This is a genomic window from Frankia sp. AvcI1 (genome assembly GCF_001420875.1).
GTDB classification, from domain to species: domain Bacteria; phylum Actinomycetota; class Actinomycetes; order Frankiales; family Frankiaceae; genus Frankia; species Frankia alni.
This window is the reverse complement of sequence record NZ_LJFZ01000005.1, coordinates 130,554-154,431: the sequence shown is the minus strand read 5'-3', so window position 1 is coordinate 154,431 and position 23,878 is coordinate 130,554. Positions and strand designations below refer to the sequence as shown.

At 74.0% G+C, this 23,878-nt stretch carries 13 protein-coding genes and 29 pseudogenes; all 42 read right to left on the bottom strand.

What is annotated here, in order from left to right; translation table 11 throughout:
* Positions 1–103: 103 nt before the first annotated feature.
* A complete protein-coding gene (locus UK94_RS07460) occupies positions 104–859 on the bottom strand; it encodes a hypothetical protein (RefSeq protein WP_157734151.1) in 756 nt (251 codons plus the stop codon).
* Positions 860–1,022: 163 nt separating this feature from the next.
* A pseudogene (locus tag UK94_RS07455) lies at positions 1,023–1,784 on the bottom strand (PspA/IM30 family protein); the annotation flags it as partial.
* A 1-nt stretch (position 1,785) separates the two neighbouring features.
* A pseudogene (locus UK94_RS43285) lies at positions 1,786–1,905 on the bottom strand (PspA/IM30 family protein); the annotation flags it as partial.
* A gap of 1 nt (position 1,906) precedes the next feature.
* Positions 1,907–1,958 (bottom strand): hypothetical protein (locus tag UK94_RS73050; protein WP_255355680.1); only part of this gene is annotated, 52 nt, incomplete at its 3' end.
* Between the two features lie 145 nt (positions 1,959–2,103).
* Complete coding sequence (locus UK94_RS07450; protein WP_011606803.1) at positions 2,104–2,298, bottom strand: hypothetical protein; 195 nt, start codon at positions 2,296–2,298, stop codon at positions 2,104–2,106.
* A 189-nt stretch (positions 2,299–2,487) separates the two neighbouring features.
* A complete protein-coding gene (locus UK94_RS07445; protein WP_011606804.1) occupies positions 2,488–2,955 on the bottom strand; it encodes a DNA starvation/stationary phase protection protein in 468 nt (155 codons plus the stop codon).
* 341 nt (positions 2,956–3,296) lie between these two features.
* Positions 3,297–3,576 (bottom strand): annotated as a pseudogene (locus UK94_RS07440) (helix-turn-helix transcriptional regulator); the annotation flags it as partial.
* A gap of 220 nt (positions 3,577–3,796) precedes the next feature.
* Positions 3,797–4,443: pseudogene (locus UK94_RS43280) on the bottom strand (nicotinamide-nucleotide amidohydrolase family protein); the annotation flags it as partial.
* 1 nt (position 4,444) lies between these two features.
* Positions 4,445–5,030: competence/damage-inducible protein A (locus UK94_RS43275; protein WP_235486893.1), on the bottom strand; the 586-nt coding region annotated here is incomplete at its 3' end.
* On the bottom strand, positions 5,020–5,670 hold the full coding sequence (locus UK94_RS07430) for a CDP-alcohol phosphatidyltransferase family protein (protein WP_235487005.1): 651 nt from the start codon (positions 5,668–5,670) through the stop codon (positions 5,020–5,022). The genes UK94_RS07430 and UK94_RS43275, both read right to left, overlap by 11 nt.
* Before the next feature lie 191 nt (positions 5,671–5,861).
* Positions 5,862–7,457 (bottom strand): annotated as a pseudogene (locus UK94_RS07425) (radical SAM protein); the annotation flags it as partial.
* Between the two features lie 142 nt (positions 7,458–7,599).
* Positions 7,600–8,369, bottom strand: a pseudogene (locus tag UK94_RS07420) (helix-turn-helix domain-containing protein); the annotation flags it as partial.
* A 1-nt stretch (position 8,370) separates the two neighbouring features.
* Positions 8,371–8,467: pseudogene (locus tag UK94_RS73045) on the bottom strand (helix-turn-helix domain-containing protein); the annotation flags it as partial.
* Between the two features lie 104 nt (positions 8,468–8,571).
* Positions 8,572–8,791, bottom strand: a pseudogene (locus tag UK94_RS43270) (DNA translocase FtsK); the annotation flags it as partial.
* A gap of 1 nt (position 8,792) precedes the next feature.
* Positions 8,793–10,800: pseudogene (locus tag UK94_RS07415) on the bottom strand (DNA translocase FtsK); the annotation flags it as partial.
* A 1-nt stretch (position 10,801) separates the two neighbouring features.
* Positions 10,802–11,214: pseudogene (locus UK94_RS75850) on the bottom strand (cell division protein FtsK); the annotation flags it as partial.
* 402 nt (positions 11,215–11,616) lie between these two features.
* A pseudogene (locus UK94_RS07410) lies at positions 11,617–12,938 on the bottom strand (ribonuclease J); the annotation flags it as partial.
* 1 nt (position 12,939) lies between these two features.
* Positions 12,940–13,302 (bottom strand): MBL fold metallo-hydrolase (locus UK94_RS43260; protein WP_235486888.1); only part of this gene is annotated, 363 nt, incomplete at its 3' end.
* Positions 13,299–13,441, bottom strand: a pseudogene (locus UK94_RS43255) (4-hydroxy-tetrahydrodipicolinate synthase); the annotation flags it as partial. The gene UK94_RS43260 and the pseudogene UK94_RS43255, both read right to left, overlap by 4 nt.
* A gap of 1 nt (position 13,442) precedes the next feature.
* A pseudogene (locus UK94_RS43250) lies at positions 13,443–13,925 on the bottom strand (dihydrodipicolinate synthase family protein); the annotation flags it as partial.
* Between the two features lies 1 nt (position 13,926).
* On the bottom strand, positions 13,927–14,306 hold a 380-nt coding region (locus UK94_RS43245), incomplete at its 3' end, for a dihydrodipicolinate synthase family protein (protein WP_235487002.1).
* A gap of 568 nt (positions 14,307–14,874) precedes the next feature.
* Positions 14,875–15,069 (bottom strand): hypothetical protein, encoded by a 195-nt coding sequence (locus tag UK94_RS07400; RefSeq protein WP_041939753.1) that lies wholly within the window; start codon positions 15,067–15,069, stop codon positions 14,875–14,877.
* Positions 15,070–15,090: 21 nt separating this feature from the next.
* Positions 15,091–15,492, bottom strand: a pseudogene (locus tag UK94_RS43240) (hypothetical protein); the annotation flags it as partial.
* A 3-nt stretch (positions 15,493–15,495) separates the two neighbouring features.
* Positions 15,496–15,681, bottom strand: a pseudogene (locus UK94_RS43235) (hypothetical protein); the annotation flags it as partial.
* 83 nt (positions 15,682–15,764) lie between these two features.
* A pseudogene (locus UK94_RS43230) lies at positions 15,765–16,230 on the bottom strand (hypothetical protein); the annotation flags it as partial.
* 1 nt (position 16,231) lies between these two features.
* Positions 16,232–16,509: pseudogene (locus UK94_RS43225) on the bottom strand (hypothetical protein); the annotation flags it as partial.
* 68 nt (positions 16,510–16,577) lie between these two features.
* A pseudogene (locus UK94_RS43220) lies at positions 16,578–16,770 on the bottom strand (hypothetical protein); the annotation flags it as partial.
* 33 nt (positions 16,771–16,803) lie between these two features.
* A complete protein-coding gene (locus UK94_RS07390; protein ID WP_011606815.1) occupies positions 16,804–17,919 on the bottom strand; it encodes an acetate/propionate family kinase in 1,116 nt (371 codons plus the stop codon).
* Between the two features lie 62 nt (positions 17,920–17,981).
* Positions 17,982–18,116 (bottom strand): hypothetical protein, encoded by a 135-nt coding sequence (locus UK94_RS73040; protein WP_011606816.1) that lies wholly within the window; start codon positions 18,114–18,116, stop codon positions 17,982–17,984.
* Between the two features lie 100 nt (positions 18,117–18,216).
* Positions 18,217–18,709: pseudogene (thyX, locus tag UK94_RS07385) on the bottom strand (FAD-dependent thymidylate synthase); the annotation flags it as partial.
* A gap of 1 nt (position 18,710) precedes the next feature.
* Positions 18,711–18,811: pseudogene (thyX, locus tag UK94_RS43215) on the bottom strand (FAD-dependent thymidylate synthase); the annotation flags it as partial.
* Between the two features lies 1 nt (position 18,812).
* Positions 18,813–18,990 (bottom strand): annotated as a pseudogene (thyX, locus tag UK94_RS43210) (FAD-dependent thymidylate synthase); the annotation flags it as partial.
* 567 nt (positions 18,991–19,557) lie between these two features.
* A pseudogene (locus tag UK94_RS43205) lies at positions 19,558–19,706 on the bottom strand (histidine--tRNA ligase); the annotation flags it as partial.
* A 1-nt stretch (position 19,707) separates the two neighbouring features.
* Positions 19,708–20,081 (bottom strand): annotated as a pseudogene (locus UK94_RS43200) (ATP phosphoribosyltransferase regulatory subunit); the annotation flags it as partial.
* 1 nt (position 20,082) lies between these two features.
* Positions 20,083–20,880, bottom strand: a 798-nt coding sequence (locus UK94_RS43195; protein WP_235486886.1) for an ATP phosphoribosyltransferase regulatory subunit, incomplete at its 3' end; no start/stop codon positions are given.
* Between the two features lie 207 nt (positions 20,881–21,087).
* A pseudogene (locus UK94_RS43190) lies at positions 21,088–21,837 on the bottom strand (UDP binding domain-containing protein); the annotation flags it as partial.
* 1 nt (position 21,838) lies between these two features.
* On the bottom strand, positions 21,839–22,611 hold a 773-nt coding region (locus UK94_RS43185; protein ID WP_235486884.1), incomplete at its 3' end, for a nucleotide sugar dehydrogenase.
* Positions 22,592–22,737, bottom strand: a pseudogene (locus UK94_RS43180) (UDP-glucose 4-epimerase GalE); the annotation flags it as partial. The pseudogene UK94_RS43180 and the gene UK94_RS43185, both read right to left, overlap by 20 nt.
* Positions 22,738–22,750: 13 nt before the next feature.
* Positions 22,751–22,983, bottom strand: a pseudogene (locus tag UK94_RS43175) (NAD-dependent epimerase/dehydratase family protein); the annotation flags it as partial.
* 1 nt (position 22,984) lies between these two features.
* Positions 22,985–23,232 (bottom strand): annotated as a pseudogene (locus tag UK94_RS43170) (GDP-mannose 4,6-dehydratase); the annotation flags it as partial.
* A gap of 1 nt (position 23,233) precedes the next feature.
* A pseudogene (locus tag UK94_RS43165) lies at positions 23,234–23,449 on the bottom strand (NAD-dependent epimerase/dehydratase family protein); the annotation flags it as partial.
* Between the two features lies 1 nt (position 23,450).
* Positions 23,451–23,636, bottom strand: a pseudogene (locus UK94_RS43160) (SDR family NAD(P)-dependent oxidoreductase); the annotation flags it as partial.
* Positions 23,637–23,878 lie beyond the last annotated feature (242 nt).

Below are 23,878 nucleotides of genomic sequence, written 5' to 3'. Positions count from 1 at the left end.
TACCCAGTCGAATAGACGACACGTGGTCGGAGCCTCGCAGTTCGTACCGGCCCGAGCATGGGTGCTCTCGCCGCACGCGGCGGGGCCGCGGCAAACCGGACGGCTAGACGCCCGCGAGATCCCGCAGGGCGGCCGCGTATCCCCGCAGCGTCTCGGTGTCCTCGCGCAGCCTGATCAGGCCGGGTGCCGACGACGACACGGTACCGACCGCCTCTCCGGCCGCGGCGAGCAGGTCGTCGAAGACCGCGACCGACGTCGTCATCGACGCCACCAGGGCCTCGGTGGTCCGGGCGAGTTCGGCCCGCCGCCCGGAATCGGAGACTGCCCGAGTAGCCGCCTCGCAGGCGACGACCCGGGCCGCCCCGACGCGCAGGCCGTCGACCAGATCCGCCGCTCCGGCCGCCGCCGTCTGCAGCAGCGATCGGGCCGCGCCCGGGCCGAGGGAGCGGGTCATCGCCATGAGCGCGGCCAGCCCCGCCTCCCCGCGGCGCAGTGGCTCGGCGGCCGCGGACCGGCGCAGCTCCCACGGACTCGGCGCGGGGGTGCGCGGCAACGGGAGCCCGCCGTCGGCCCGTCGCAGCAGCGCGAGCTCGCGTCCGGCGAGGGCCGCCCGGGCGAGGGCGGCCCCGCCGGCCACCAGCCAGCCCCAGGAGTCGTCGACCACGGCGGCCACAGGCGTCAGCGCGGCGACCCCGGTCCAGATCGACACGGCGGCCGCCTCCCGGCGCCGAGCCCAGCGCAGCCCGCGCCCGGCCCGGCGCTCGGCCCGCACCAGCGACCGTCGCTCGACATCGGCGCCGACCCAGGCCGGCAGGGAGGGCACGACGGCGGCTGCGGCGTCCGCGGTCGCACGCGCCACGCTGGACCGCCCGTCGAGAAACGCCTGAACGCGATCCCACGCCCGGCTCTTGGGACCGGAAGGACCGGAAGGACCGGGGGTGCCGGAGACGCGGGAGGAGCCGGGGGAAGCGGCCCGGCCGTCGCGCGTCGACCAGTCCGTCACCGTCGGCTCCCCACGTGCTTCACGCCGCCGGACCGCCCGGCGCGGCCGCGGGGCCGCCGGCACCCTGGCCGCCCGCGGCGGGCGGCGGCGCGCTCCGGCCGGCGGCATCGGGCGCCCGGTACGGCTCGCCGTCGGACTGCCCCTTCGTCAGCGACGCCCGCTGCGGGTCGCCACCGGCGCCGGCGCCGAGGGCGTTCGGTGTCCCGCTGCCCAGGGCCGCACCTGGGCCGCCCCCGCCGCCGAGATCACCGCGCAGCTCGGCCAGCCGGGACAGGGCCCGGGCATCCATGGTGGCGCGGCGGACCTCGACCATCCGCGCCTCCATCCCCTGCGAGGCGAGCTCGTGGCGGCCGAGCGCCACCGCGTAGCGGTGCTCGACCTTGTCGCGGATCTCGGCGAGCGTCGGGGTGTCGCCGGCCGGGGCCAGCGTCGACATGCCCTCCATCGCCTGGGTCATCTGCTCCTGCATGGCGGCGTGCTCGATCTGGGTCAGCAGCCTGGCCCGCTCCGCCAGGTGGCGCTGCATCCGCGCCGTGTTGTCCTCGACGGCGGTGCGGGCCTGGGCCGCCGACGCCGCCGCCTGGCGATGCAGGTTCTTCAGGTCTTCCAGCGAGGTCTCCGCGGAGACGAGCTGGCTGGCGAACGCCTGCGCGGTTTCCTCGTAGCCGGCCGCGGAGACCGGATCACCCGAGGCTCGCGCGTTGTCGGCCAGCAGCAGCGAGGAGCGGGCCGACTCGGTCAGGCCGGCGACCTCCTCGGCCTGCCGGGCCAGCCGCATCTCNAGTTGACGCTGATTTCCCACGACGAGCGCGGCCTGCTGCACGAGCGCCTCGTGTTGGCGGCGCGCCTCCTCGATGGCCTGGTCGATCTGCACCCGCGGGTCGGCCCGCTCGTCGAACTTGNGGTTCGCCGACGCGGACAGATACCGGGCAATCTTGCGGACGACATTCGCCATACCACGATCGTNGCACGACCTCGGCCCACTGGTGACCCGGCCGGCACACCAAACGCGTCGTCCTTCCGTCAGACGGGAAGGCCTGCCGGCAGACCTGAGGGCCCACGTCACACGGGCGGGCCCACGTCACACGGGCGGGCCCACGTCACACGGGCGGGCACAGCGGAGTACGACCTCGTCCCCGGCAGACCAGGCACGACCGGCAGGCCGGCACGAAGCCGCCGCGCGCCGTGGCGAAGACGACCAGTTGCTCGCCCAGGCCGTTACAGGCCTTGCAGACCTGGATCGGCAGGTGTGCCGGGGCCGCGTCATCCTCCTCGGGTTGCGAGGCGGTGCTCACCTGATCTTCTCTCCCTGCAGGCCAGGCCCGGGAGCCAGGCCCGGGTGGACGACGACGAACGCAAGCTGCACCGCGAGAACTACCCGGGGAGAGTGGCAGACCGACCCGCACGCCGCCACCGGAGTCGCCCATTCGGGCGGGTACCCCGGCGGCGGCCCTGTGGGCGGCGGCCCCGGATGCGGACCGGGCTCAGACCATCGCCTGGAACATCCAGTGCTGTTCCTCCAGCTCGCGCACGACGTCGATGATCAGATCCTGGGTGACCGGGTCGGGCTGCTCGGTGGCGTCCATTCGGGTGCGCGTCCGGGTGATGACCTCGGCGAGCACGTCGGTGATGAGCCGGACCACCTTCTCGTCGGCGAGGTAACCGACCTCGACTCCGTGCAGGTGGGTGCCGCGGGCGATCGTCGACGACTGGCCGTCCGGGTTGACCCCGATGGCCACGGCCCGCTCGGCGACGGCGTCCGCGAAGCGACGGCTCAGCTCCACGACCTCGTCGAGCTGGCGATGCACGCTGCGGAAGTTCCGGCCGATGACGTTCCAGTGCAACTGCTTCGCGAACAGGGACAGATCGATCAGATCGACCAACGCGCCCTGCAATGCCTCGCCGGTGACGGAACGGGCCTCGTCGGACAGTGGGCTACGGATCGCACTCATGCTCGTCCTCTCGGGTCGGAGCCGTTTGCGTTCCCTGGCGTGCCCCGCAAGGAGATCCGTACGCGGAACCTCCGCTACCGTCCCGCTCCGTCACCGTAGCCCGCTGTCACCCAAGCCGATTGTCACCCAAGCCCGTTCGACGAAGCCCGACCGGGGCCCGACCCGTCCGCCACCACGCGGGAGGTGCCGAGGTGCCCAGGTGCCCAGGTGCCGAGCGGTGACCTGTCCCGCACCGACCGCTGACAGTCAGCGGCGGGACGCGACACACAGAGATCAACTCGGGACGACGATCAGCTCAGAACGGAGCCTGCGGCCGTCGGGCGAACGCCGACCGACGAGGCTCAGGCAGCCCGATCCACGACCGTCGGGCGGGCCGGCACCACGACCGTGGCTCCACCGACGCCCGCACCGACCGCCAGCTCGGCGAGCTCCAGATCCTCGCTGACCTCACGCAGCAGGTCCGCGAGCCGGACTCCCAACGCCTCGCAGATGGCTGCGAGCAGCTCGGAGCTGGCCTCCTTCTGCCCACGCTCCACCTCGGAGAGGTAGCCCAGCGACACCCTGGCCGCCGAGGACACCTCCCGGAGCGTGCGGTGCTGATCTTGACGGCGGCGGCGCAACNCCTCGCCGATCATGCGTCGGAGCAGGACCATCGAGCCTCCTCCTTCGTCCGCGGGATGCGTTCACCGTATACCCACCACCGTGGCCCTCGGGCCCTCGTTGATGGGACTGTAACTGTGTAAGCACCTCGGGTCCGGCGATTACTCCCGCGATCCGCCGGTGGCGTCGTCGACGAAGGCGGCGATGTCGCTGCCCGGCAGTCCTGCCAGGGTACGCCGCNCCAGGTCCAGAGCGGTCACGGCGGCGAAGGCGCGCACCCGCTCGCGGTCACCGGGCAGGCGGAGCGAGCGGGTGATCGTCCCGTCCGGGCCGGCGAGACCCAGGTGCACCGTTCCCGCCGGCTTGCCCTCCAGCTCACCCGGACCGGCGACACCCGTGGTGGCCAGCCCGTAGTCGGCACCGAGGCGCACCCGCACCCCGGCCGCCATCGCCGCGGCGGTGTTGGCCGACACCGCCCCCTCGGCGGCGAGCAGGGCCTGATCGACCCCGAGCGCCGACGCCTTGACGTCGGTCGCATAGGACACGACGCCGCCGCGGAACACCACACTCGACCCGGGCACGTCGGTCAGCCGGCCGGCGAGCAGCCCGCCGGTGATGGACTCGGCGACGGCGAGCGTCGCCGACCGCGCGCGCAGCAGCCCCAGCACGACGCTCTCCAGCGAGTCCTCCTCGCCGCCGTAGACCCCGGCGCCGAGCGCCGCGCGCGCCGCGGCCTCCACCGGGGCGATCAACGTCTCCGCCTCGGCCCGGTCCCGCGCCCGGGCGGTGATGCGAACCCGGGTCTGGCCGCCGCTGGCCAGGAACGCGATCCGCGGGTTGCCGATCGGTGCCAACCGGTCGACCTCGGCCGCGAGCGCCTCGGCGACCNCCGACTCCCACATCCCGGCCGTGCGCAGCACCCGGTGCACGACCACCGCCGGCTGGCCTGCGCGGCGCAGGATGTCGGGCAGGACACTCGCGGTGAACATGTCGTTCATCTCGAAGGGGACGCCCGGCATGGCGTACACGACGCCCGCACCGATCTCCATCCGGATGCCCGGTGCGGTGCCCGGCCCGTTGGGCAGCGGCTGCGCACCCACGGGCAGGTCCGCCTGCCGGTAGTTCATCACCGGGACGTCGCGGACCTCGCGTCGGCCCATCGCCCGGAACCGCCGGCGCAGCTCGGCCTCCAGGAAGTCGTCGCGGCGCAGCTCGACACCGGCCGCCGCGGCGATGCCCTCGCGAGTCAGGTCGTCCTGGGTCGGCCCGAGACCTCCGGTCATCACGACGGCGTCGGCGCGCTCCAGCGCCACCCGGATCGCCGTGGCGATCACGTCGACGTCGTCGCCGACGACCGTGGAGGTCTCGATCGTCACCCCGACGTCGGCGAGCTGCCGGCCGAGCCACGCGGCGTTGCCGTTGACGATGTCGCCGTAGAGGAGCTCGTCCCCCACCGCCAGCAGTTCAGCGCGCATCCGTCAGCCCCTCGTCGTCGGTGATGCCCGTCCCGGCCGCGGGCTCGCCGGCCGCGTCGCGCGCGGTCTGGCGCCGCAGCGCGAGCGCCCGGTAGACGTAGTCGATCCCGGTGGCGACGGCGACGACCACGCCCGCGGCGAGGATCACCGCCCGGCTGGTCGCGGCGACCCCCGCCAGGGGCAGCACATAGAGCCCGATCGCCACGTTCAGCAGCAGTGTCTTCGCCTTGCCCCCGCGGCTCGCGGCGATCACCCCGAAGCGGATCACCCACAGCCGCAGCAGCGTGACCCCGACCTCGCGCAGCAGGATCACCGCCGTCACCGGCCACGGCAGCTCCCCGAGGACGGACAGCGAGATCAGCGCGGCGCCGGTCAGCGCCTTGTCGGCGATCGGGTCGACGAGGATGCCGAAGTCGGTGACAAGGTGCCAGTGGCGGGCGATGGACCCGTCGACCTGGTCGGTGATCGCGGCGACGGCGTAGGCGACGAAGGCCGCGTAGCGCCAGCCGTCGTCGTCGGGACCGGCGAACAACACCAGCACGAAGACCGGCACGAGGATCAGCCGGATGATCGTCAGCAGGTTGGCGACGTTGAGTACGGACACGCTCGGACGCGGGTCCGCCCCGTTCGCGGCGGCCAGGGGACCACCGCGATCGACGGCGCCTGGTTCGGGCGGGGCCGAGGAGAGGTCGACGGGTGGCAGCTCGCGGGTGGGCTGACCGGCCGGCGACGGCCGCCGGCCGCCGACGCCGCGCAGGGCATCGGCTCCGCCCAGGGCATCGGCTCCGCCCAGGGCATCGGCTCCGCCCGGGGCGTCGGCTCCGGACGCCGTCACGTCCCATCCGCGCGGGGCCGGCCCACCAGGACCGTCGCCCGCGCCCCGGTCGCCGACGGCGCGGCCTCGCCCCGCCCGGCCGAGGGACGGGCCCGGTCGAGCACCGCGGTGAACTCGGCGACCAGGTCGACCCCCTCGGTCGCGACGACCCGGGCCTCGATCAGGTCCCCCACCTCGACACCAGGCTGGCCGGGCTGGCCGGGCAGACCGGGCTGGCCGGTGCCGGACGGGCCCCCGGCGGGCGGGCCGGCCGCGGCACCGGCGGGGCCGGGCAGGCGGACCAGGCAGGAGCCGTCGGCATCGGGCTGCTGGTGGCCGGCACACCCGGCGGCGATCCCGTCGGTGATCTCCTCGACGAGGACCTGGACCCGGCTGCCGATCCGCTCCTGCGCCCGGGTGGCGGTGAGCTGTTCGACGAGATCGGTGATCTGCACCCGGCGCCGCTCGATCTCCTCCTCGGCGATCTTGCCTGGCAGGGAGACCGCCTCGGTGCCCTCCTCGTCCGAATAGCCGAACACGCCGACCGCGTCGAGCTCGGCGGCCTCGAGGAACTCCGCCAGGATGTCGACGTCCGCTTCGGTCTCCCCGGGAAAACCGACGATGACGTTCGACCGGGCGCCGAGGCCGGGCAGCAGGCCGCGACCGCGGTCGAGCAGGTCGAGGAAGTGCTCGGAGCCGCCGAACCGACGCATCCGGCGCAGCACCGCCGGGCTCGCGTGCTGGAACGACAGGTCGAGGTAGGGGGCGAGACCCGGCGTGGTCAGCAGCACCTCGAGCAGCGACGGGCGCAACTCCGCCGGCTGCAGGTAGACCGTCCGCACCCGCACGATGCCCGGCACGGCGGCAAGCTGCGGCAGCAGCTTCTCCAGCGCCCGCAGGTCACCGAGATCCTTGCCGTAGGAGGTCGAGTTCTCGCTGACCAGCACCAGCTCGCGCGCACCCTCGCCGGCCAGCCACTCCGCCTCGGCGAGGACGTCGTCGGCGGGACGGGACACGTGCGAGCCGCGGAACGACGGGATCGCGCAGAACGCGCACCGCCGGTCGCAGCCGCTGGAGATCTTCAGGGCGGCGACCGGCCCCGCCGTCAACCGGCGCCGGCCCGGGCTACCCGCTGCACTCCCACCCGCAACACCCCTGGCGTGCCCGGGAACGTGCACGGCGACGTTCGCCGACGCGCCCCGTTCCACCGGGGTGATCGGCAACAGGGTGCGCCGGTCCCGCGGGGTGTGGGCGGGCACCGTGGCGCCGCCGAGGACCGCGTCGAGATGCTCGCCGATGCTCGGGTAGGCGTCGAAGCCCAGCACCGCGTCGGCCTCGGGCAGGCTCGCCGCCAGCTCGTTGCCGTAGCGCTCCGCGAGGCAGCCGACGGCGACCACCGCACGCGGGCCCGCCCCGGCCGGTTCGCCGTCGCCGGCCCGCAGGTCGTCCGCGGCCAGCAGGGCGTCGATGGAGTCCTTCTTCGCCGCGTCGACGAATCCGCAGGTGTTGACCAGCACGGCGTCGGCGTCGGCGGCGTCGGCGACCAGTTCCCACCCCTGGGCGGCGAGCCGGCCGGCGAGTTCCTCCGAATCCACCTCGTTCCGGGAACAACCNAGCGTGACGAGAGCTACCCGGCGCGGGACGTGAGTGGACACCAGGTCAGGCTACCGGGGCGGTGGCACCCGGCGCCGCACCAGCCCGACATGGCCGACTCGCGCAGGGCGTCCGCCGGTCGCGATCAGTCGACGGGCGCGNCAGGCGCCGTGGCGAGCGCGGACGGCGCCGGGCCCGCGGCGAGGGGGCTGCGGCCGGCATCCCCGACCTCGCACTCGCCGGAGGCGGCCACGCTGACCCGGATCGTCACCACCTGACCATCGCCGCCGGAGGGGCCGAGGCTCCTGCCGTTGCACGACACGTCGACCGCGCCCGCATTACCCATCCTGATGCTCAGCGCCCCCGGCGCCGTGACGGTGCGGCTGTCGCCGGAGTGCAGCAGCTGCGCGAGCAGCACGTGCCGGTCGTCGTCACGCACCTCCAGCCAGCTCTGCGCGTCGCGCGCCGCCAGCACGACGTTCACCCCCGCCGGGGGGGTGGTGCTGGGTGCGGCGGCGGGTGCGTTGCTCGGCGCCGCGATCGGTGCCGGCGCGGTCGGCGGGGGTGCGGCGGCGTCGCCCTGCCGGGTGGACCCGGAGGAGCCGGACGACCCGGAACCGGGTATCAGCAGGGCGATGACGGCGATCAGGCACACCGCGGCCAACGACACGATCATCGCGGCGCCCCAACGGAACCCACCGTGCCGGCGCCGGGACCCGCCTCGCAGCGGGTCGAACTCGCCGGGCGGGACGCCGAGCACCGGCCCGGTCAACACCTCGTGGGAGGCGTCGTAGGCGTCCAGGACGGGGCCGGGGTCGAGACCGAGGCTGGTGGCGATGCTGCGCAGGTGGCCGCGGGCGTAGACCGTGCCGCCGCAGCGGGAGTAGTCGTCCCGTTCGATCTGGTCGATCAGGCTTGCCCGCACCCGAGTGNGCTCACTGACCTCGTCGATCGTCAGGTTGCGCTCGCGGCGGGCCGCGGCGAGCAGCGAGCCGGCACTGACCGGCTGCGGATCGTCCACGGATTGCATGAGCGACCTCCGCAAGCGTGAGTTTCTGCCTACCGTGGNGGCACCGGCTCAGTTTACGGTCCGTCACCCGGCCTCGACAGCGCAGACCCGGCCACCGGCACTTCCTAGCCGCTACGCAGGGTCGTGAGCAGGCCTTCCAGCTCGTCGGGCATGACCAGCACGTCGCGGGCCTTCGAGCCCTCGCTGGCCCCGACGATGCCCCGGCTCTCCATCAGGTCCATCAGCCGGCCCGCCTTGGCGAACCCGACGCGCAGCTTGCGCTGCAACATCGACGTGGAGCCGAACTGGGTACTCACCACGAGCTCGACGGCCTGCAGGAACAGCNCCAGATCGTCGCCGATCTCCTCGTCGATCTCCTTCTTCGCCTCGCCGCCCCCGTCGAACACGTCCTCCCGGAACGCCGGCGGCGCCTGTTCCTTCGTGTGGTCGACGATCGCTGCGATCTCGTCCTCGGAGACGAACGCGCCCTGGATACGGGCCGGTTTGCCCGCGCCCATCGGAAGAAACAGCGCGTCGCCCAGACCGACCAGCTTCTCGGCGCCGGCCTGGTCGAGAATCGTGCGGCTGTCGGCCAGCGACGCCGTCGCGAACGCGAGCCGGGACGGCACGTTGGCCTTGATCAGACCGGTCACCACGTCCACCGACGGCCGCTGGGTCGCGAGCACCAGGTGGATGCCGACCGCGCGGGCCATCGCGGTGATCCGGCAGATCGCGTCCTCGACGTCGCGCGGGGCGACCATCATCAGGTCGGCGAGCTCGTCGACGATGGTCAGGATGTACGGATACGGCGTGTACACCCGCTCGGAGCCGGGCGGAGCGACGATCTCACCTTTGCGGACCTTGCGGTTGAAGTCGTCGACATGGCGCACCCCGCAGGCGGCGAGATCCTCGTAGCGGTTCTCCATCTCCTTGACGACCCACTGCAGCGCGTCGGCCGCCTTCTTCGGGTTCGTGATGATCGGCGTGATCAGGTGCGGGATGCCCTGGTAGTTCGTCAGCTCGACCCGCTTGGGGTCGACGAGGACCATCCGGACCTGGTCCGGCGTCGCCCGCGCCAGCACCGAGGTGATCAGCGTGTTGATGCACGTGGACTTGCCGGCGCCGGTCGCCCCGGCGATGAGGATGTGCGGCATCTTCGCCAGGTTCGCCAGCACGTAGCCGCCCTCGATGTCCTTGCCGAGGCCGACGACCAGCGGATGGGAGTTCGCCAGCGCCTCACCGCTGCGCAGCACGTCGCCGAGCGAGACCAGTTCCCGGTCGGTGTTGGGGATCTCGACGCCGACCGCGCTCTTACCCGGGATCGGGCTGATGATCCGCACGTCCGGGCTCTTCACGGCGTACGCGATGTTCTTCGCAAGCTGCGTGATCCGCTCGACCTTCACCGCGGCACCGAGCTCGACCTCGTACCGGGTCACCGTCGGACCCCGGGTGAAACCGGTGACCCGGGCATCGACCTTGAACTGGCCGAAGACATCGGTCAACGAGGCGATCACGCCGTCGGTCGCCGCGGACCGGACCTTCGGCGGCGTACCGGAACGCAGCAGCGTCGGCGAGGGCAGCGTGTAGTCGCCGTCGGTCGGCGGGACCAGGTGCTCGATCTCGTCCGGGGCGCTCGGGGACCCCGGCCCGGGCACGCCGGTCGCCGTGTCCGCGGCGCCGCCGGTCACCTTCGCCGCCCGGGTCCGCCCGCGTCGGGCCGCGGCCGCCGCCGGCCGCGCCGCCGCAGCGGCCGCAGCGGCCGCACCGGCCGCCAGGTCCTCGTCGTCGGGCTCGCCGGCATAACCGGTGTCGGCCTCGGGGCCGGCGAGCTCCCCGAACAGGTCGAGGCCGAGGTCGCCGGCCGCGGACGCGGCGTCGGCAGCCTCGGCGTCCGCGGCGACACCCCGCCGGGAGCGACGCCGGGACCGGCCCCCGCCCTGCCCGGCAGCCTCGATGTCGAACACCTCGTGGGGCCCCGGATCGGACAGGCCCGCGCCGCCCAGGTCCGTGCCGTCCACGTCCGCGCCATCCGCTCCGGGGGGCGCGGCGCCCGCCCGGCCGCGGCGACGGCCCCGGGCCGGCCGGGTTCCACCGGCGGCGTCCTCGTCGAGCAGATCGTCGGCGAGCGCCGCATCGTCGAGCTCGTCGTCGTAGTCGGAGTCATAGCCGTCGTCGAGGCGCGCCGCGGGATCGCGCACCCCGGCGGTGAGCCGCTCCACGAGCTCGGCGAGCCGCTCGGGCACCTGCCGGATCGGCGTCGCCGTGATCACCAGCAGGCCGAAGGCCGCGATCAGCAGCAGCAACGGGACGGCGACGAACGGCGTCACAGCGCTCGCGAGCGGCAGACCGCCGAGNAGGCCGACGAGGCCGCCGGCCCCCCGGACCCGCCCGATGCCGTCGGAGAAGTCGGGCAGCCCGCGGGCGATGTGCACGACGCCGAGCAGGCCGACCCCGAGCGCGGCCCAGCCGATCACCACCCGACCGCGGCTGTCGGGGTCGCTGGGCGCACGCACGAGCCGCCAGGCGGCCCCCAGACCGAACAGGGGCAGCGCCCACGCCCCGGCGCCGACGAACAACTCCAGGACGGCGGCGACGAAGGATCCGACGGGCCCGCCCGCGGAGAACCAGACCGCGACGGCGGCCAGGATCGCCCCGCCGAAGGCCGCGAGCCCCAGCCCGTCGCGCCGGTGGGCGGGATCGATGCGCAGGTCGCGTGCGCCCCGCCCGGTTCGACGCAGCAGGGTGCCGAGCAGCGTCGCCGCCGTCATCCAGACCTGGTAGACGGTCCGGACGACGGCCCGGCCGACCATCAGGGTCAGCGGCGGGCGGCGCTGGCGGTCCTGCGCCTTCGCCCGGCCGGCGGGCGCGGACCGGGTGGATCCCCCGGGCCGCGCCGCACGGCCGCCCGCGGGCGCGCGGGCCTTACCGCCGGCGGCCGGGCGGCTCCTGCCGCCCGCGCCACCGCGCGTTGCTGTCCGACGCCCATCGCCCCCCGGCGGGGACGTGGCCGTCCCCGTCTGCACACGCGTACGCGCGCCGCTGGTACGTGTGGCCACCGTCGAAACGGTACACAGCCAGGTGGCCGAGTCCCTGCAACCCCGACGAACCGGGCGCGCCGTGCTGGGCACAACCACCCGCACGGGCAGGCGAGGACGGGCCACCCCGCCGGCTCAGACCTCCAGGACCACCGGAACGATCATCGGCCGACGGCGGTAGTGCTCGTTGACCCAGCGGCCGACCGTTCGCCGCACGAGCTGCTGCAGGGCGGAAGTGTCGTTCATCCCGCCGCGCATCGCGTCCGCCAGCCCGTCGCTGACGAGCCGGGCCACCGAGTCGAAGGTGGCGGGCGAGTCGGTGAAGCCGCGGGCGGACAGGTCGGGGCCGACCACGACCTTGCCGGCGGCGGCGTCCACCACGACGGTGATCGTGATGAACCCCTCCTCGCCGAGGATCCGGCGGTCCTTCAGGCTCGGCTCGCCGACGTCGCCGACCGCGGCGCCGTCGACGTAGACGTAGCCGCAGGGCACCGCGCCGGTGATGCGCGCCCGGCCGTCGATCAGGTCGATGACCATGCCGTCCTCGGCAAGCACCACGTGGTCCGCCGGCACGCCGGTGGCCTCGGCGAGCTTCGCGTGCGCCCGCAGGTGACGCCACTCGCCGTGCACCGGCATGACGTTGGACGGCCTGGTGGCGTTGAGGACGTAGAGCAGCTCACCCGCGGGGGCGTGGCCGGAGGTGTGCACCTTGGCGACGCCCTTGTGGACGACCTTCGCGCCGTAGCGGGTCAGGCCGTTGATGACCCGGAAGACCGCGTTCTCGTTGCCGGGGATGAGGCTGGACGCCAGCACGACGGTGTCCCCGGCCTGGATGCGGATCTGGTGGTCGCGGTTGGCCATCCGGGACAGCGCCGACAGCGGCTCGCCCTGCGACCCGGTGGAGATCAGGCAGATGTTGCGGTCGGGCAGCGAGTCCACGTCCCGGGCGTCGACGATCAGACCCGGCGGCACCCGCAGCAGGCCGAGATCACGCGCGACGCCCATGTTGCGCACCATCGAACGGCCGACGAAGCAGACCGAGCGGCCGTGCGCCTCGGCGGCGTCGAGGACCTGTTGCACGCGGTGCACGTGGCTGGCGAAGCAGGCGATGATGATCCGGCGGGTCGCGTCCCGGAACACCCCGTCGAGCACCGGGGCGATCTCCCGCTCCGAGGCGACGAACCCGGGCACCTCGGCGTTGGTCGAGTCGGACAGCAGCAGGTCCACGCCCTCGCGGCCGAGCCGGGCGAAGCCGCCGAGGTCGGTGAGCCGGCCGTCGAGCGGAAGCTGGTCCATCTTGAAGTCGCCGGTGTGCAGGACGAGGCCGGCCTCGGTGCGGATGGCGACGGCCACCGCGTCCGGGATCGAGTGGTTCACCGCGAAGAACTCGCACTCGAACGGCCCGTAGGTGTGCCGTTCCTCCTCGCGGATCTCCTGCGTGACCGCCTTGATCCGGTNCTCGGCGAGCTTCGCGTTCAGCAGCGCCAGCGTGAGGCGGGTGCCGACGATCGGGATGTCGCGGCGCTCCCGCAGCAGGTACGGCACGGCGCCGATGTGATCCTCGTGCGCGTGGGTGAGGATCAGCGCGTCGATGTCGGCCAACCGGTCCCGGATGGCGGTGAAGTCCGGCAGGATCAGGTCGATCCCGGGCTGGAAGTCCTCGGGGAACAGCACGCCGCAGTCGACGATGAGCAGTCGGCCGGAGTGCTCGAAGACGGTCATGTTGCGGCCGATCTCGCCGACTCCACCGAGCGGGATGATGCGCAGGCCGTCCGCGCGCAGCGGCGGGGGCGGGCCGTAGTCGGGGTGCGGGCGGCTCATGAGACCTCACCCGCCGCCGCGACGGCGAAGCCGGCCGACGGACCGGACGGTAGCCGGCGTGTGCCGGGCCCGCGCGGGTCACCGACGTCCAGCGTCGCCTCGGCGAGGTCGGCGCGCAGCCGCGCGACCTCGGCGGGGGNGGCGTCGACCAGCGGTGGCCGGACCGGACCAGCCGGCAGCCCGGCGAGCCGCAGCGCGGCCTTGGCCAGGATCACCCCCTGGGTTCGGAAGATTCCCTCGTACGCGGGCAGCAAGCCCTGATGCAGCGCGATCGCCCGACCCACCTCACCGGCCCCAATGGCCTCGATCATGGCACGGATCGCCGGGGTGGCCACGTGCGAGACGACGCTGACGACCCCACAGGCCCCGATGGACAGAAGCGGCAGGGTAAGCGCGTCCGTGCCGGAGTAATACGCCAGGTCCGTCCGCGCCATCACCCAGGAGGAGGCGGCCAGGTCGTCCTTGGCGTCCTTGACCGCGACGATACGCGGGTGTTCGGCCAGCCGCACCAGGGTGTCGGTCGCCACCGGCACCCCCGTCCGGCCGGGAATATCATAGATCATCACGGGCAGGCCGGTCGCGTCGGCGACGGTGGTGAAGTGCAGGACGAGTCCGGCCTGCGGNGGCTTGCTGTAGTAGGGCGCGACGACGAGCAGACCGTCGGCACCCGCGGCCTCGGCCGCCCGGGCGAGCTCCGCCGTGTGGGCGGTGTCGTTGGTCCCGACGCCGGCGACGACGCGGGCGCGCCCGGCCACGGCCTCGACGACGACCCGCACCAGGCGGGCCTTCTCCGCGTCGGTCGTGGTCGGCGACTCCCCGGTGGTGCCGTTGACGACGAGCGCCTCGTTGCCCGCATCCACCAGGCGGACCGCGAGCTGCGCCGCACCCGCCTCGTCGAGAGCGCCGTCCGCCTGGAACGGCGTGATCATCGCCGTGATCATGCGCCCGAACGGCGCCGGCGGCAACACTGACATACCGGTCACGCTAGAGCGCACCTCCGACATCATCTCTCCGGCCCGCGCGAAACCGCCGAGCCCGCGGACAACCACCCTTGCCGCACCCATCCCTGCTGCGCCCGGCGCCGTTCGGCACCCGGCGCGGACCCATCGTCCGCCCGACCCGCCACCCCGGCCAGACCGGCGCGGCCCAGGCCGGGCGTGCCCACCCAGGCCAGACGGCCGCACCGCCCCGCGCCGACGGACAGGCCGCCCGCCGCCGCCGGGTCCGCATCACCCGCACGCACAGGGGCCACCACACCCGCCACCCTGCACCCGCGCCCCAACGCCTCGTCCTGCCTCCGCCGCGGCCGGCACCGACGCGCCGCGGCGGAGGAGGACCGGGCTGCACCCGGCCGAGCCGCCGCCCAAGCCGGCCGCCACGCCGGCGGTCGCGATCTCGTCCGGCCCGGCCCGGCCAGCATGGCCGACATCCCGGACGCGCTCCCGACCCCCGATCCACCCGCTACCGCCGGCAACGGCGCAGGCCCCGCCACTGACGGCGCCCGCCGCGAAACCCGACCGCGGCACCGGCCGGCACCGAACGGGCCGACGAGGCGCGGACAAGGGGGACAGACTAGTGCGTGCGAACGGACCCCCCGGGCGCCCGGCCGGGCGATCCCAGCCCCGGCATGCTCCCGCGGCTGCCCGCGCCCAGCATGTTGCGGTCGAGCCGGAACCACAGGTCCCGGCGACCCAGGCGCACCAGCGACCGCAGCCCACCGGAACGAAGCGGGCCGAGCGCCACACCCGGGCCGTAGTTCTTCGGCATCCGCCACCGTCCCGTTCGCCGCTACAGAGCCTCCAGCGTACCGCCACCGGGTCCGGCGGGGACGGTCGCGGCGGCTCCCGCGGGCCGTGCGGGTGGATCCGTCCCGGCGACCGGGCGGGCGGGGGCGGGGGCGGGCGGCGTCGAATCGGGTGGGGCGTGCCAGCCGGCGGCCCGCAACCCGGCGAGGACCGCCAGCGCCACCAGCAGGGCGAGCAGGGTCGTCTTCGCCGGACCGAGGACCCAGGCGGCCAGGCTGCTGCGCTCCCGGGTGAGCAGCACCGTCGCCGCGAACGAGGAGGGCAGCGTGATCACGGCGACGGCGTCCGGGGCCAGCTCGACGGGCACGGCCGACAGGCCCACGGTGAGCAGCATCAGCACACCGATCGCGCCGGTGATGCGGGAGACGTCCGCGGAGACGCTGAGNCNCACGACCAGCCGGGACCGCGGCGGCCGGCGCGCGTCGGTGGTGTAGAAGGCGTACACCTCCCGGTTGCGCTGGACGTCCTCGATGTAGGTGCGCGGCACCGGGTCGCCGAACAGGTCGATCATCATCGGGGTGTCGAGTTCGATGCTCGTGTCGTCGGTGCCGATGCTGACGTGGTAGCTGCCCGTNCCACCCGAGTCGACGTCGACCAGCGCCGCGGGGTGCAGGAGCTGGCGCCACGGCGGCCCGGACCGGCCGAGCACCGGGCGGNCGCGGACGAGCACGGTGCGCAGCTCCTCGCTTGTCTTGATCAGAAACGGCCGGTAGGGGTCGAGGGTGACGGCGGCGAGCGCCTCCCAGCGCCGCCCGTACTCGGCCACGGTCGTCAGCACCGGTTCGGCCGCCGCCCCAACGCCGACGAGCGCGTCGATCCAGGTGGTGAACCCGGTCAGGTACCCCTCGACGGCGGCCAGATCACGCCCGTCGGGGACGTCCGGGTCCCGCCAGAGCTCCCCGACGGCGAGCAGCAGCGTCTCGGCGCTGCTGAGGGGGTCGAACGGCTCGGCGAGGGCGGCGGCCAGCACCCGTTCGGCGTCGACGACCAGGTCCTGCCACCGGCGCAGGCGGGACACCGGCACGGCGAGCTCGGCCTCGCGCTCCAGGTAGGTGCGGATCGCGTCGAGCCGCAGCGGGCGCCCCCGCCCGGGCACCAGGCGCGGGTAGTTACCGGACAGCCGNCCGGGGCGGAAGCGGGAGATGGCGTCGACCATGCGGCGGGCCGGTTCCTCCAACGGCACCCCGAGCGGATCTGCGAGCCTGGCGATCAGGTTGCCCTGGAGTGCCACCGACGTGCCGTAGGGCATCAGGTGCGCGTCCGAGCCCCCCGGACCGGTCAGGTCGAAGGCCACCAGGGCCCGCTTGGACAGCGTCGAGACCGGCAGCAGCACCAGCACCTCGGGCGGCAGCCGGCCGACGGTGTTCACCCGGCCCGCCCCCGTCACCGGGACGATCTGGTTNAGCGCGTCGTCCAGCGGACCCCAGTTGACCGAGCGGGCCAGCCGGCACCGGTTGGCGCTGAGGATCNTGAACTGGTCGACCACCCGCCGCCGCAGTCCCTGGAAGGGCGCCGGCGGAGCGAGCAGGGTCAGCGTGACCTCGTCGACGTCGGTGAGGTCGAGGACGGGGGCATGCTCGGCGTCGTCGCGCCGGCTCCACCGCCGCAGCCGACCGATGGCGCCCGGCCCGGCCGCACCGGGCGCACCGGTGGTTCCCGTCACGGATCAGGACATTACCGGCTCAGCCGGTCGCACTCACCCTGCGCCACCGGCGAGGACGTCGCGGACCCCGCGGGCAATCTCCAGATCCTCCCGGGCGGCGAGGACCAGCGTGCGCACCGGCGCTTCCGGCGGGCCGATCTCGCGGTCGACCGTGCCGTCGGCCGGGGCGGCGTTGCGCGCCGGGTCGACCGCCACCCCCAGGTGGCCGAGCCCCGCCGCGGCGCCGGCCCGGACCGTCGCCGAGCCCTCTCCGACCCCGCCGGTGAACACCAGGGCGTCCAGACCGCCGAGCGCCGCGGTCATCGCCGCGATCTGCGCCCGCAGGCGGTGCAGGTAGACATCCAGGGCGAGCGCGCAGGCCGGGTCGCCACCGGCGGCGCCGGCCTCGACCGCGCGCAGGTCCGCTGTGCCGGCGAGCCCGAGCAGTCCGGACGAGCGGAAAAGACCATCGGTGAGCTCCGCGGCGCTCACCCCGGCCTCGGTCTGCAACCACAGCAGGGCGCCCGGGTCGACGCTGCCCGAGCGGGTCGCCATCACCAGGCCCTCCAGCGGGGTGAAGCCCATGGTCGTGTCGACGCCGACCCCGTCGAGCACGGCGGCGAGCGAGGCGCCCGAACCCAGGTGGCAGGTCACGATGCGCCGGGCGCCGGTGAGCCGGGCGGCGCGGCGGGAGGCGTGGGCGTGGGAGAGCCCGTGGAAGCCGTAGCGACGGATGCCGTACCGTTCCCGCCACGTCGCCGGCAGGGCGTAGGTCACCGCCGCCGCGGGCAGCCGGCTGTGGAATGCCGTGTCGAAGCAGGCAACCTGGTCGGCCTCGGGCAGCGCCGCCCGCACGGCGTCGAGCGCGTCGAGCGCCGCCGGCTGGTGCAGCGGGGCGAGCGCGGTCAGCGCGCGCAGCCGGCCGGCCACCGCCTCGTCGACGACCACCGGCCGGGTGAACTCGGTGCCGCCGTGCACGATGCGGTGCCCGACCGCGACCGGCTCGCCGTGCGCGGCGCCGGCGAGCTCGCCCAGCGCCGCGGCGAGCTCGCCCGGGTCGGCGCGACCGGCCGGAGAGTCGAGGTCCCGGGCGGCGAGCAGGGTGTCGTCCGGGCCGACCAGCCGCAGCTTGAGGCTGGCCGACCCGGCATTGACCACCAGGACGTTCACCGTCGAACCGGGTGCCGCCGGGCCGGGCCCCGTCAGACCGGGAGCTGTCGGAGGGGGCACCGTCAGTACGGCCGGGCCCAGTCGCGGATCGCCGGATCGACCTCGTCGTAGGTGTCGGGCAGTTCGAGCTCCGCGGCGGGCAGCGGGCCCGTGGCCTCGGAGTCCTCCCGCCGCACGGCGTCGACGACGTTCGCCATGCGCTGTTCCTCCCTCCGCCGGCGCGGCGCCGGCTGTCCCGGCGCCGGCTGTCACAGCGCCGGGCTGTCACAGCGCCGGGCTGTCACAGCGCCGACTGACTCAGCCCTCCCCGACCAACGGACTGGAGGCGACTTCCGTGCCGTCGTCCAGGGTGGAGATGCGGAAATCCGAAAAGACGTTGGGCGCCACCGCGTGCAGCTCCCGCAGGATCGCGACGGCGAGTCCGCGAATCTCCACGTCGGCGTGCTCGCTGGCGCGCATCGCGATGAAATGCCGCCAGGCCCGGTAGTTCCCGGTGACGACGATGCGGGTCTCGGTCGCGTTCAGCAGCACCGAGCGGGCGGCCTGCCGGGCCTGCTTGCGCCGCGAGGTGGGGGCGGCGATGTCGGCGAATCGCTTCTCCAGCCCCTCCAGCAGCCGGCCGTACGCCTCCAGGGACGCCGCCGCCGCCTGCTCGAACAGGGCGTGCAGCTCCGGGTCCCCCGCCACGACCTCGGGCTCGACGATCGCCGCGTCACGCTCGGGGACGTAACGCTGGGACAACTGGCTGTAGGAGAAGTGCCGGTGGCGGACCAGCTCGTGGGTGAGGCTGNGCGAGACACCGGTGAGGTAGAGCGAGACGGTGCCGTGCTCGAGCACGGACAGGTGCCCGACATCGAGGATGTGGCGCAGGTAGCCGGCGTTGGTCGCGGTCNCCGGGTTGGGCTTGCTCCAGCTCTGGTAGCAGGCCCGGCCGGCGAACTCCGCCAGCGCCTGCCCGCCGTCCGCATCGGTGCTCCACGGCACGTCTGCCGGCGGAAGGAACTCGGTCTTCGCGATCACCTGGACCCGCAGCCGGGCCGTCGCCGGACCGGTGGGCGCCGCCGCGGGCACCGGCGTCGCGACGCCGGGTACCGCCTGGGATGCCGTCCCGGGAGTCAGGTCGGACGCCGGCTCGGACACTGCCNCCTCCATCGCCCACCGCGGCACCCGGGGCGGCCCTTGCCCCGGCGCGGACTTCCACCACGGTAGCCGCCACGAGGTTCCCGGCGTGCGCCGGACCTCGCGGACCGGCCCGCGGCCGCCTGCCCTCCCGCCGGGCGGTGCGCAATCAGTCGAGCCGGTCAGCAATCAGTCGAGCGGGCCAGCAATCGCCCAACGCGGCCGGTGTCGGCACCCACTTACCCGTCCGGTCACGCGATCGGCGCACAGGGATTGGGGGTCGGCGCGAGCGTGGTACACCGGTTGTGGACGCCTCGTCAGTCCCCAACGACGAGGAGTCGCAGTGCCCGCTCACGCGACGTGGTCTGGCGCGGTCGGGGGTCTCCGCCCCCGTCAATCCCCGGCCGCCCAGCCACGTCGCGGCGGGCAGCCCTCCCCCGCGATGGCGCGGCGGCCCACCCGCCGCGCGCATCCCGGAGAGCCCGCCAGGCCGAGCGCGAGGCCAAGCCGGCGTCGGGGTCAGGACGGGGTCGGCAGCCAGGCGGCGGGGTCGGCAGCGGCCTGGTCACCGGTCGCCATGTTCTTCACCTCGTGTTCCCGCCCCTCGTCGAAGGGCGGGAACCAGACGAAGCCGATGCCCTTGCGGGCGGCGTAGCGGACCTGCTTGGNGATCTTGTCCGGCTGGTGGTAGGTCTCGACCTTCAGTCCGCGGGCGCGCAGGGCGGTCGCGGTGGCCAGCGCCGCCGCCCGGCGCTGCGCGGCGGGGATCACCACGAGCACGTCGGCGGGGCTCGCCGGGCCGCTCGGCAGCAGGCCCTCGGCGAGCAGCTTGGCGAAGATGCGGGTCAGGCCGATGGAGATGCCGACCCCGGGCAGGGCGCGGCGGATGAACGAGCCGGCGAGGTTCTCGTACCGGCCGCCGGAGCAGATGCTGCCGAAGTCCGGCCAGTCGACGAACTTCGCCTCGTACACCGTGCCGGTGTAGTAGTCGAGGCCGCGGGCGATCGACAGGTCGGCGACCACACTGCCCGTGGGCAGGTCGGNGAGGTCGTCGAGGACCTGGGCGAGCTCGTCGAGGCCCTCGGTGAGCAGATCCGACTTCACGCCGAGGCGGCGCACCTCGTCGACGACCCCGGGGCCCGTCGCCCGGATCGCGGCGAGGTCCAGGCAGGCCCGAACCTGGTCCGCGTCCAGCCCGGCCTGGGCGCCGAGCAGCGTCGCGACGCCGTCGGGGCCGATCTTGTCCATCTTGTCGGCGATCCGGATGACCGCGAGCGGATCGCCGATCCCCAGCCCCTCGTAGAACCCCTGCAGCACCTTGCGGTTGTTGATGTTGAGGGTCCAGGGCGGGACGCCCAGGGTGCCGAGCACCTCGTGGACGATCCGGGGCAGTTCGGCGTCGAAGTGCAGGGGCACCCGGTCGACGTTGATGACGTCGATGTCGCACTGGGTGAACTCGCGGAAGCGGCCCTCCTGGGGCCGCTCGCCGCGCCACACCCGCTGCATCTGGTAGCGCTTGAACGGGAATACGAGCTCGTTGAAGTGCGCCGCCACGTACCGGGCGAACGGCACGGTCAGGTCGAAGTGCAGGCCGAGGCGGGCGCTGTCGTCGTCCGCGTCGGCCTGCAGGCGGCGCAGCGTGTAGACCTCCTGGGAGGTCTCCCCCTTCGCGGTGAGCACGTCCAGCGCCTCGACCGACGGGGTCTCCACCGAGCAGAACCCGTAACGCTCGAAGGTCGCCCGGATCGTGTCGAGCCAGCGCTGCTCGACGATCCGGACCTCGGGCAGCCACTCCGGAAAACCGCTGACGGGCAGGGGGCGGACGATCGGCGCGTCACTCATCGCCGGGAGGTCTCCTCATCGATCTCGAACGGACGGGCACCTGCCGGCCCGGGCGCGGCCGACCGCGACGCCGGGCGGGGCTCACCGATGTCGAACGAGACGACGCATGCGTTGCACCCTACCGCAGCGGATCACCCGGACCGTCCCGCCGGGACGGGGCCGCTGCTCCATCGGGCCCCGTGCCGGCGGGCGGCACACCCGCGCCGGTCAGGACCGGCGTCCCACCGGCGCCTCGATCTCCGTATCACGCACGGCCGCGGCGTCCGGGCCGGCCGCGGCGGGCAGCCCGAACCGCGGCCGCTGCTCCGGCACGGGGCTGGGAATCACGCCGGTGGGCCGGCCGGGGGCCAGGTAGACCCAGCCGGCCTGGCGCCACCGGTCGCCGTCGAGGGCGTGCCGGGCGTCGATGATCAGCTTGCGGCGGACGAGCTGGCCCAGCCGGGCCGGGTCGAGCTCGGCGAACTGGCGCCACTCGGTGAGCAGGACGACGGCGTCGGCGTCCGCGGCCACGTCCTCGACCGTCTCGCTGTAGGTGACGCCGGGCAGGGCGCGCCGGGCGTTGGGAATCGCCACCGGGTCGACGACGGTCACGTCGGCGCCGGTGCGGGCCAGCAGGTCCGCGACCGCGAGCGCCGGCGAGTCCCGCACGTCGTCGGAGTTGGGCTTGAAGGCGGCGCCGAGCACGAGCAGCCGCCGGTGCGCCAGCGTGCCGTCGAGCGCCGCGGCGACCAGGTCGACGACCCGGTCCCGGCGCCGGTTGTTGATCTCGTCGACCTCGCGCAGGAACCGCAGCGCGACGCCGACACCGAGCTCGTCGGCCCGCGCCTGGAAGGCGCGGATGTCCTTGGGCAGGCAGCCGCCGCCGAACCCGACGCCGGGACGCAGGAAGTTGCCGCCGATGCGGACGTCGTGGGACAGCGCCTCGGCGAGGGTGAGCACGTCGGCGTCGACGGCCTCNCACACCTCGGCCATCGCGTTGATGAAGGAGATCTTCGTGGCGAGGAAGGAGTTCGCCGCGGTCTTGACGAGCTCGGCGGTCGCGTAGTCGGTCACGATCACCGGCACGCCCTGGGCGATCACCGGGGCGAAGGCCGCCCGCAGCGCCCCCTCGGCGGCGGGCGAGGCCACCCCGAACACCAGCCGGTCGGGATGCAGGGTGTCGGCGACGGCGAAGCCCTCGCGCAGGAACTCCGGGTTCCAGGCGAGCTGGACGCCGGCCAGGTCGGAGACGGTGTCGGCATCGGTCCCGGCGTTCGCCGGGGCGAGCCGGGCGAGGGCGCGGGCGATCCCGGCGGCCGTGCCGGCCGGGACGGTGGACTTGCCGACCACCAGGCACGGCCTGGTCAGCAGGGGCGCCAACCGCTCGATGGCCGCGTTGAGATGGCTGAGATCGGCCCCGTAGCCGTCGGGACGCTGCGGTGTGCCGACACACACGAAGTGCACGTCGCCGAACTCTGCGATCTCCTCGAAGGAGGTCGTGAAGCGCAGCCGGCCGGTCGCGAGGTTCGCCCGCAGCAGATCGGCGAGATCGGGCTCGAAGAACGGGATCTCGCCCGCGGAGAGCCGGGAGATCTTCGAGTGGTCGACGTCGACGGCAAGCACCTCGAAGCCCAGCTCGGCCATGCAGACCGCGTGCGTGGCGCCGAGGTAGCCGGTGCCGATGACCGTCAGCCGCGGTCGGGGCCCGCCGCCCGCCGGCGCCGCGTCCTCATCACTGTCCGACGTGCTCATCAGGCTCCCCTTCATCGTCGTACCCCCCTGGATTGAGGCGCTGGAACTGCCAGGCGTCCCGGCACATGTCCGCGACGCTGCGGCGAGCGGTCCAGCCGAGCGCCTCGCGGGCGAGCGTGGCGTCGGNGACGAGCGCGGNGACGTCCCCGGGCCGCCGGGCCACGACACGGTAGGGAAGATCCCGGCCGCAGGCGGCGGAGAACGCCGCGTGCAGCTCCCGCACGGACGTCCCGGCGCCGGTCCCCAGGTTGACGACCCGGTGTCCCGACTGGTCGGCAAGGTGGTCGAGGGCCAGGCGATGGCCCTCGGCGAGGTCGACCACGTGGATGTAGTCGCGCACCCCGGTGCCGTCGGGGGTGGGGTAGTCGTCACNGAAGACGGACAGCTCGGCGCGGCGGCCCACCGCCACCTGGGCGAGGTAGGGCATGACGTTGTTCGGCACCCCACGGGGATCCTCGCCGAGCAGGCCCGACTCGTGCGCGCCGACGGGGTTGAAGTACCGCAGCGAGATGACCTGCCAGGCCGGATCGCGGGCGCAGACGTCGGCGAGGATCTGCTCGCACATCCACTTGGTGCGCGAGTAGGGGTTGGTCGGCCGGGCCGGCGTGTCCTCGGTGATCGNCACCGTGTCGACCGTGCCGTAGATGGAGCAGGACGAGGAGAAGACCAGCCGGTGCACGCCGTGCTCGGCCATGACGCCGACCAGGCCGAGCGTGGCGTTGACGTTGGTGTCGTAGTACTCCAGCGGCATCTCGACCGACTCGCCCACCGCCTTGAGGGCGGCAAAGTGGATCACGGCGTCGATCGGCTGGCGGCGGAACACCTCGCCGAGAGCCGCNCGGTCCCGGACGTCGAGCCGGACGAACTCGAGGTCCCGGTCGGCAACCTTGCGCAGCCGGTCCAGAACCCGCGGGGAGCTGTTGACGAAGTTGTCCACACCGACAACCCGGTGCCCCGCCGCGAGGAGGTCGACACACGTGTGCGAGCCGATGAATCCCGCGGCGCCGGTGACCAGGACCGTCCCGNTCCGGTCCGTCGACGTCATACCTCGACCATCCCGTTCCTCTTCGTCAACTCGCTCACCTTCGTCAGTCACCCCGGACGACCCGGGTTCCCGGCGGACGGCTCGAGGGGCACCACAACGCACGCGGCCCGGACAACAGGCACAGGAGAACATAACCCCCAGGTCGAACGGTCACCGCCCCCGCGTTCCCGGTCGGCCTGCCGCTGCCGGCGGCGCCGACATCCGCGCCCTCGGGCCGGCCGG

What these genes read in the sequence shown, in the direction of transcription:
- UK94_RS07400 (WP_041939753.1), bottom strand. Translation starts at nt 15,069, where the DNA reads ATGCCGAAGAACTACGGCCCGGGTGTGGCGCTCGGCCCGCTTCGTTCC.
- UK94_RS73040 (WP_011606816.1), bottom strand. Translation starts at nt 18,116, where the DNA reads ATGGCGAACGTCGTCGACGCCGTGCGGCGGGAGGACTCCGAGGCCACG.
- UK94_RS07445 (WP_011606804.1), bottom strand. Translation starts at nt 2,955, where the DNA reads ATGAGTGCGATCCGTAGCCCACTGTCCGACGAGGCCCGTTCCGTCACC.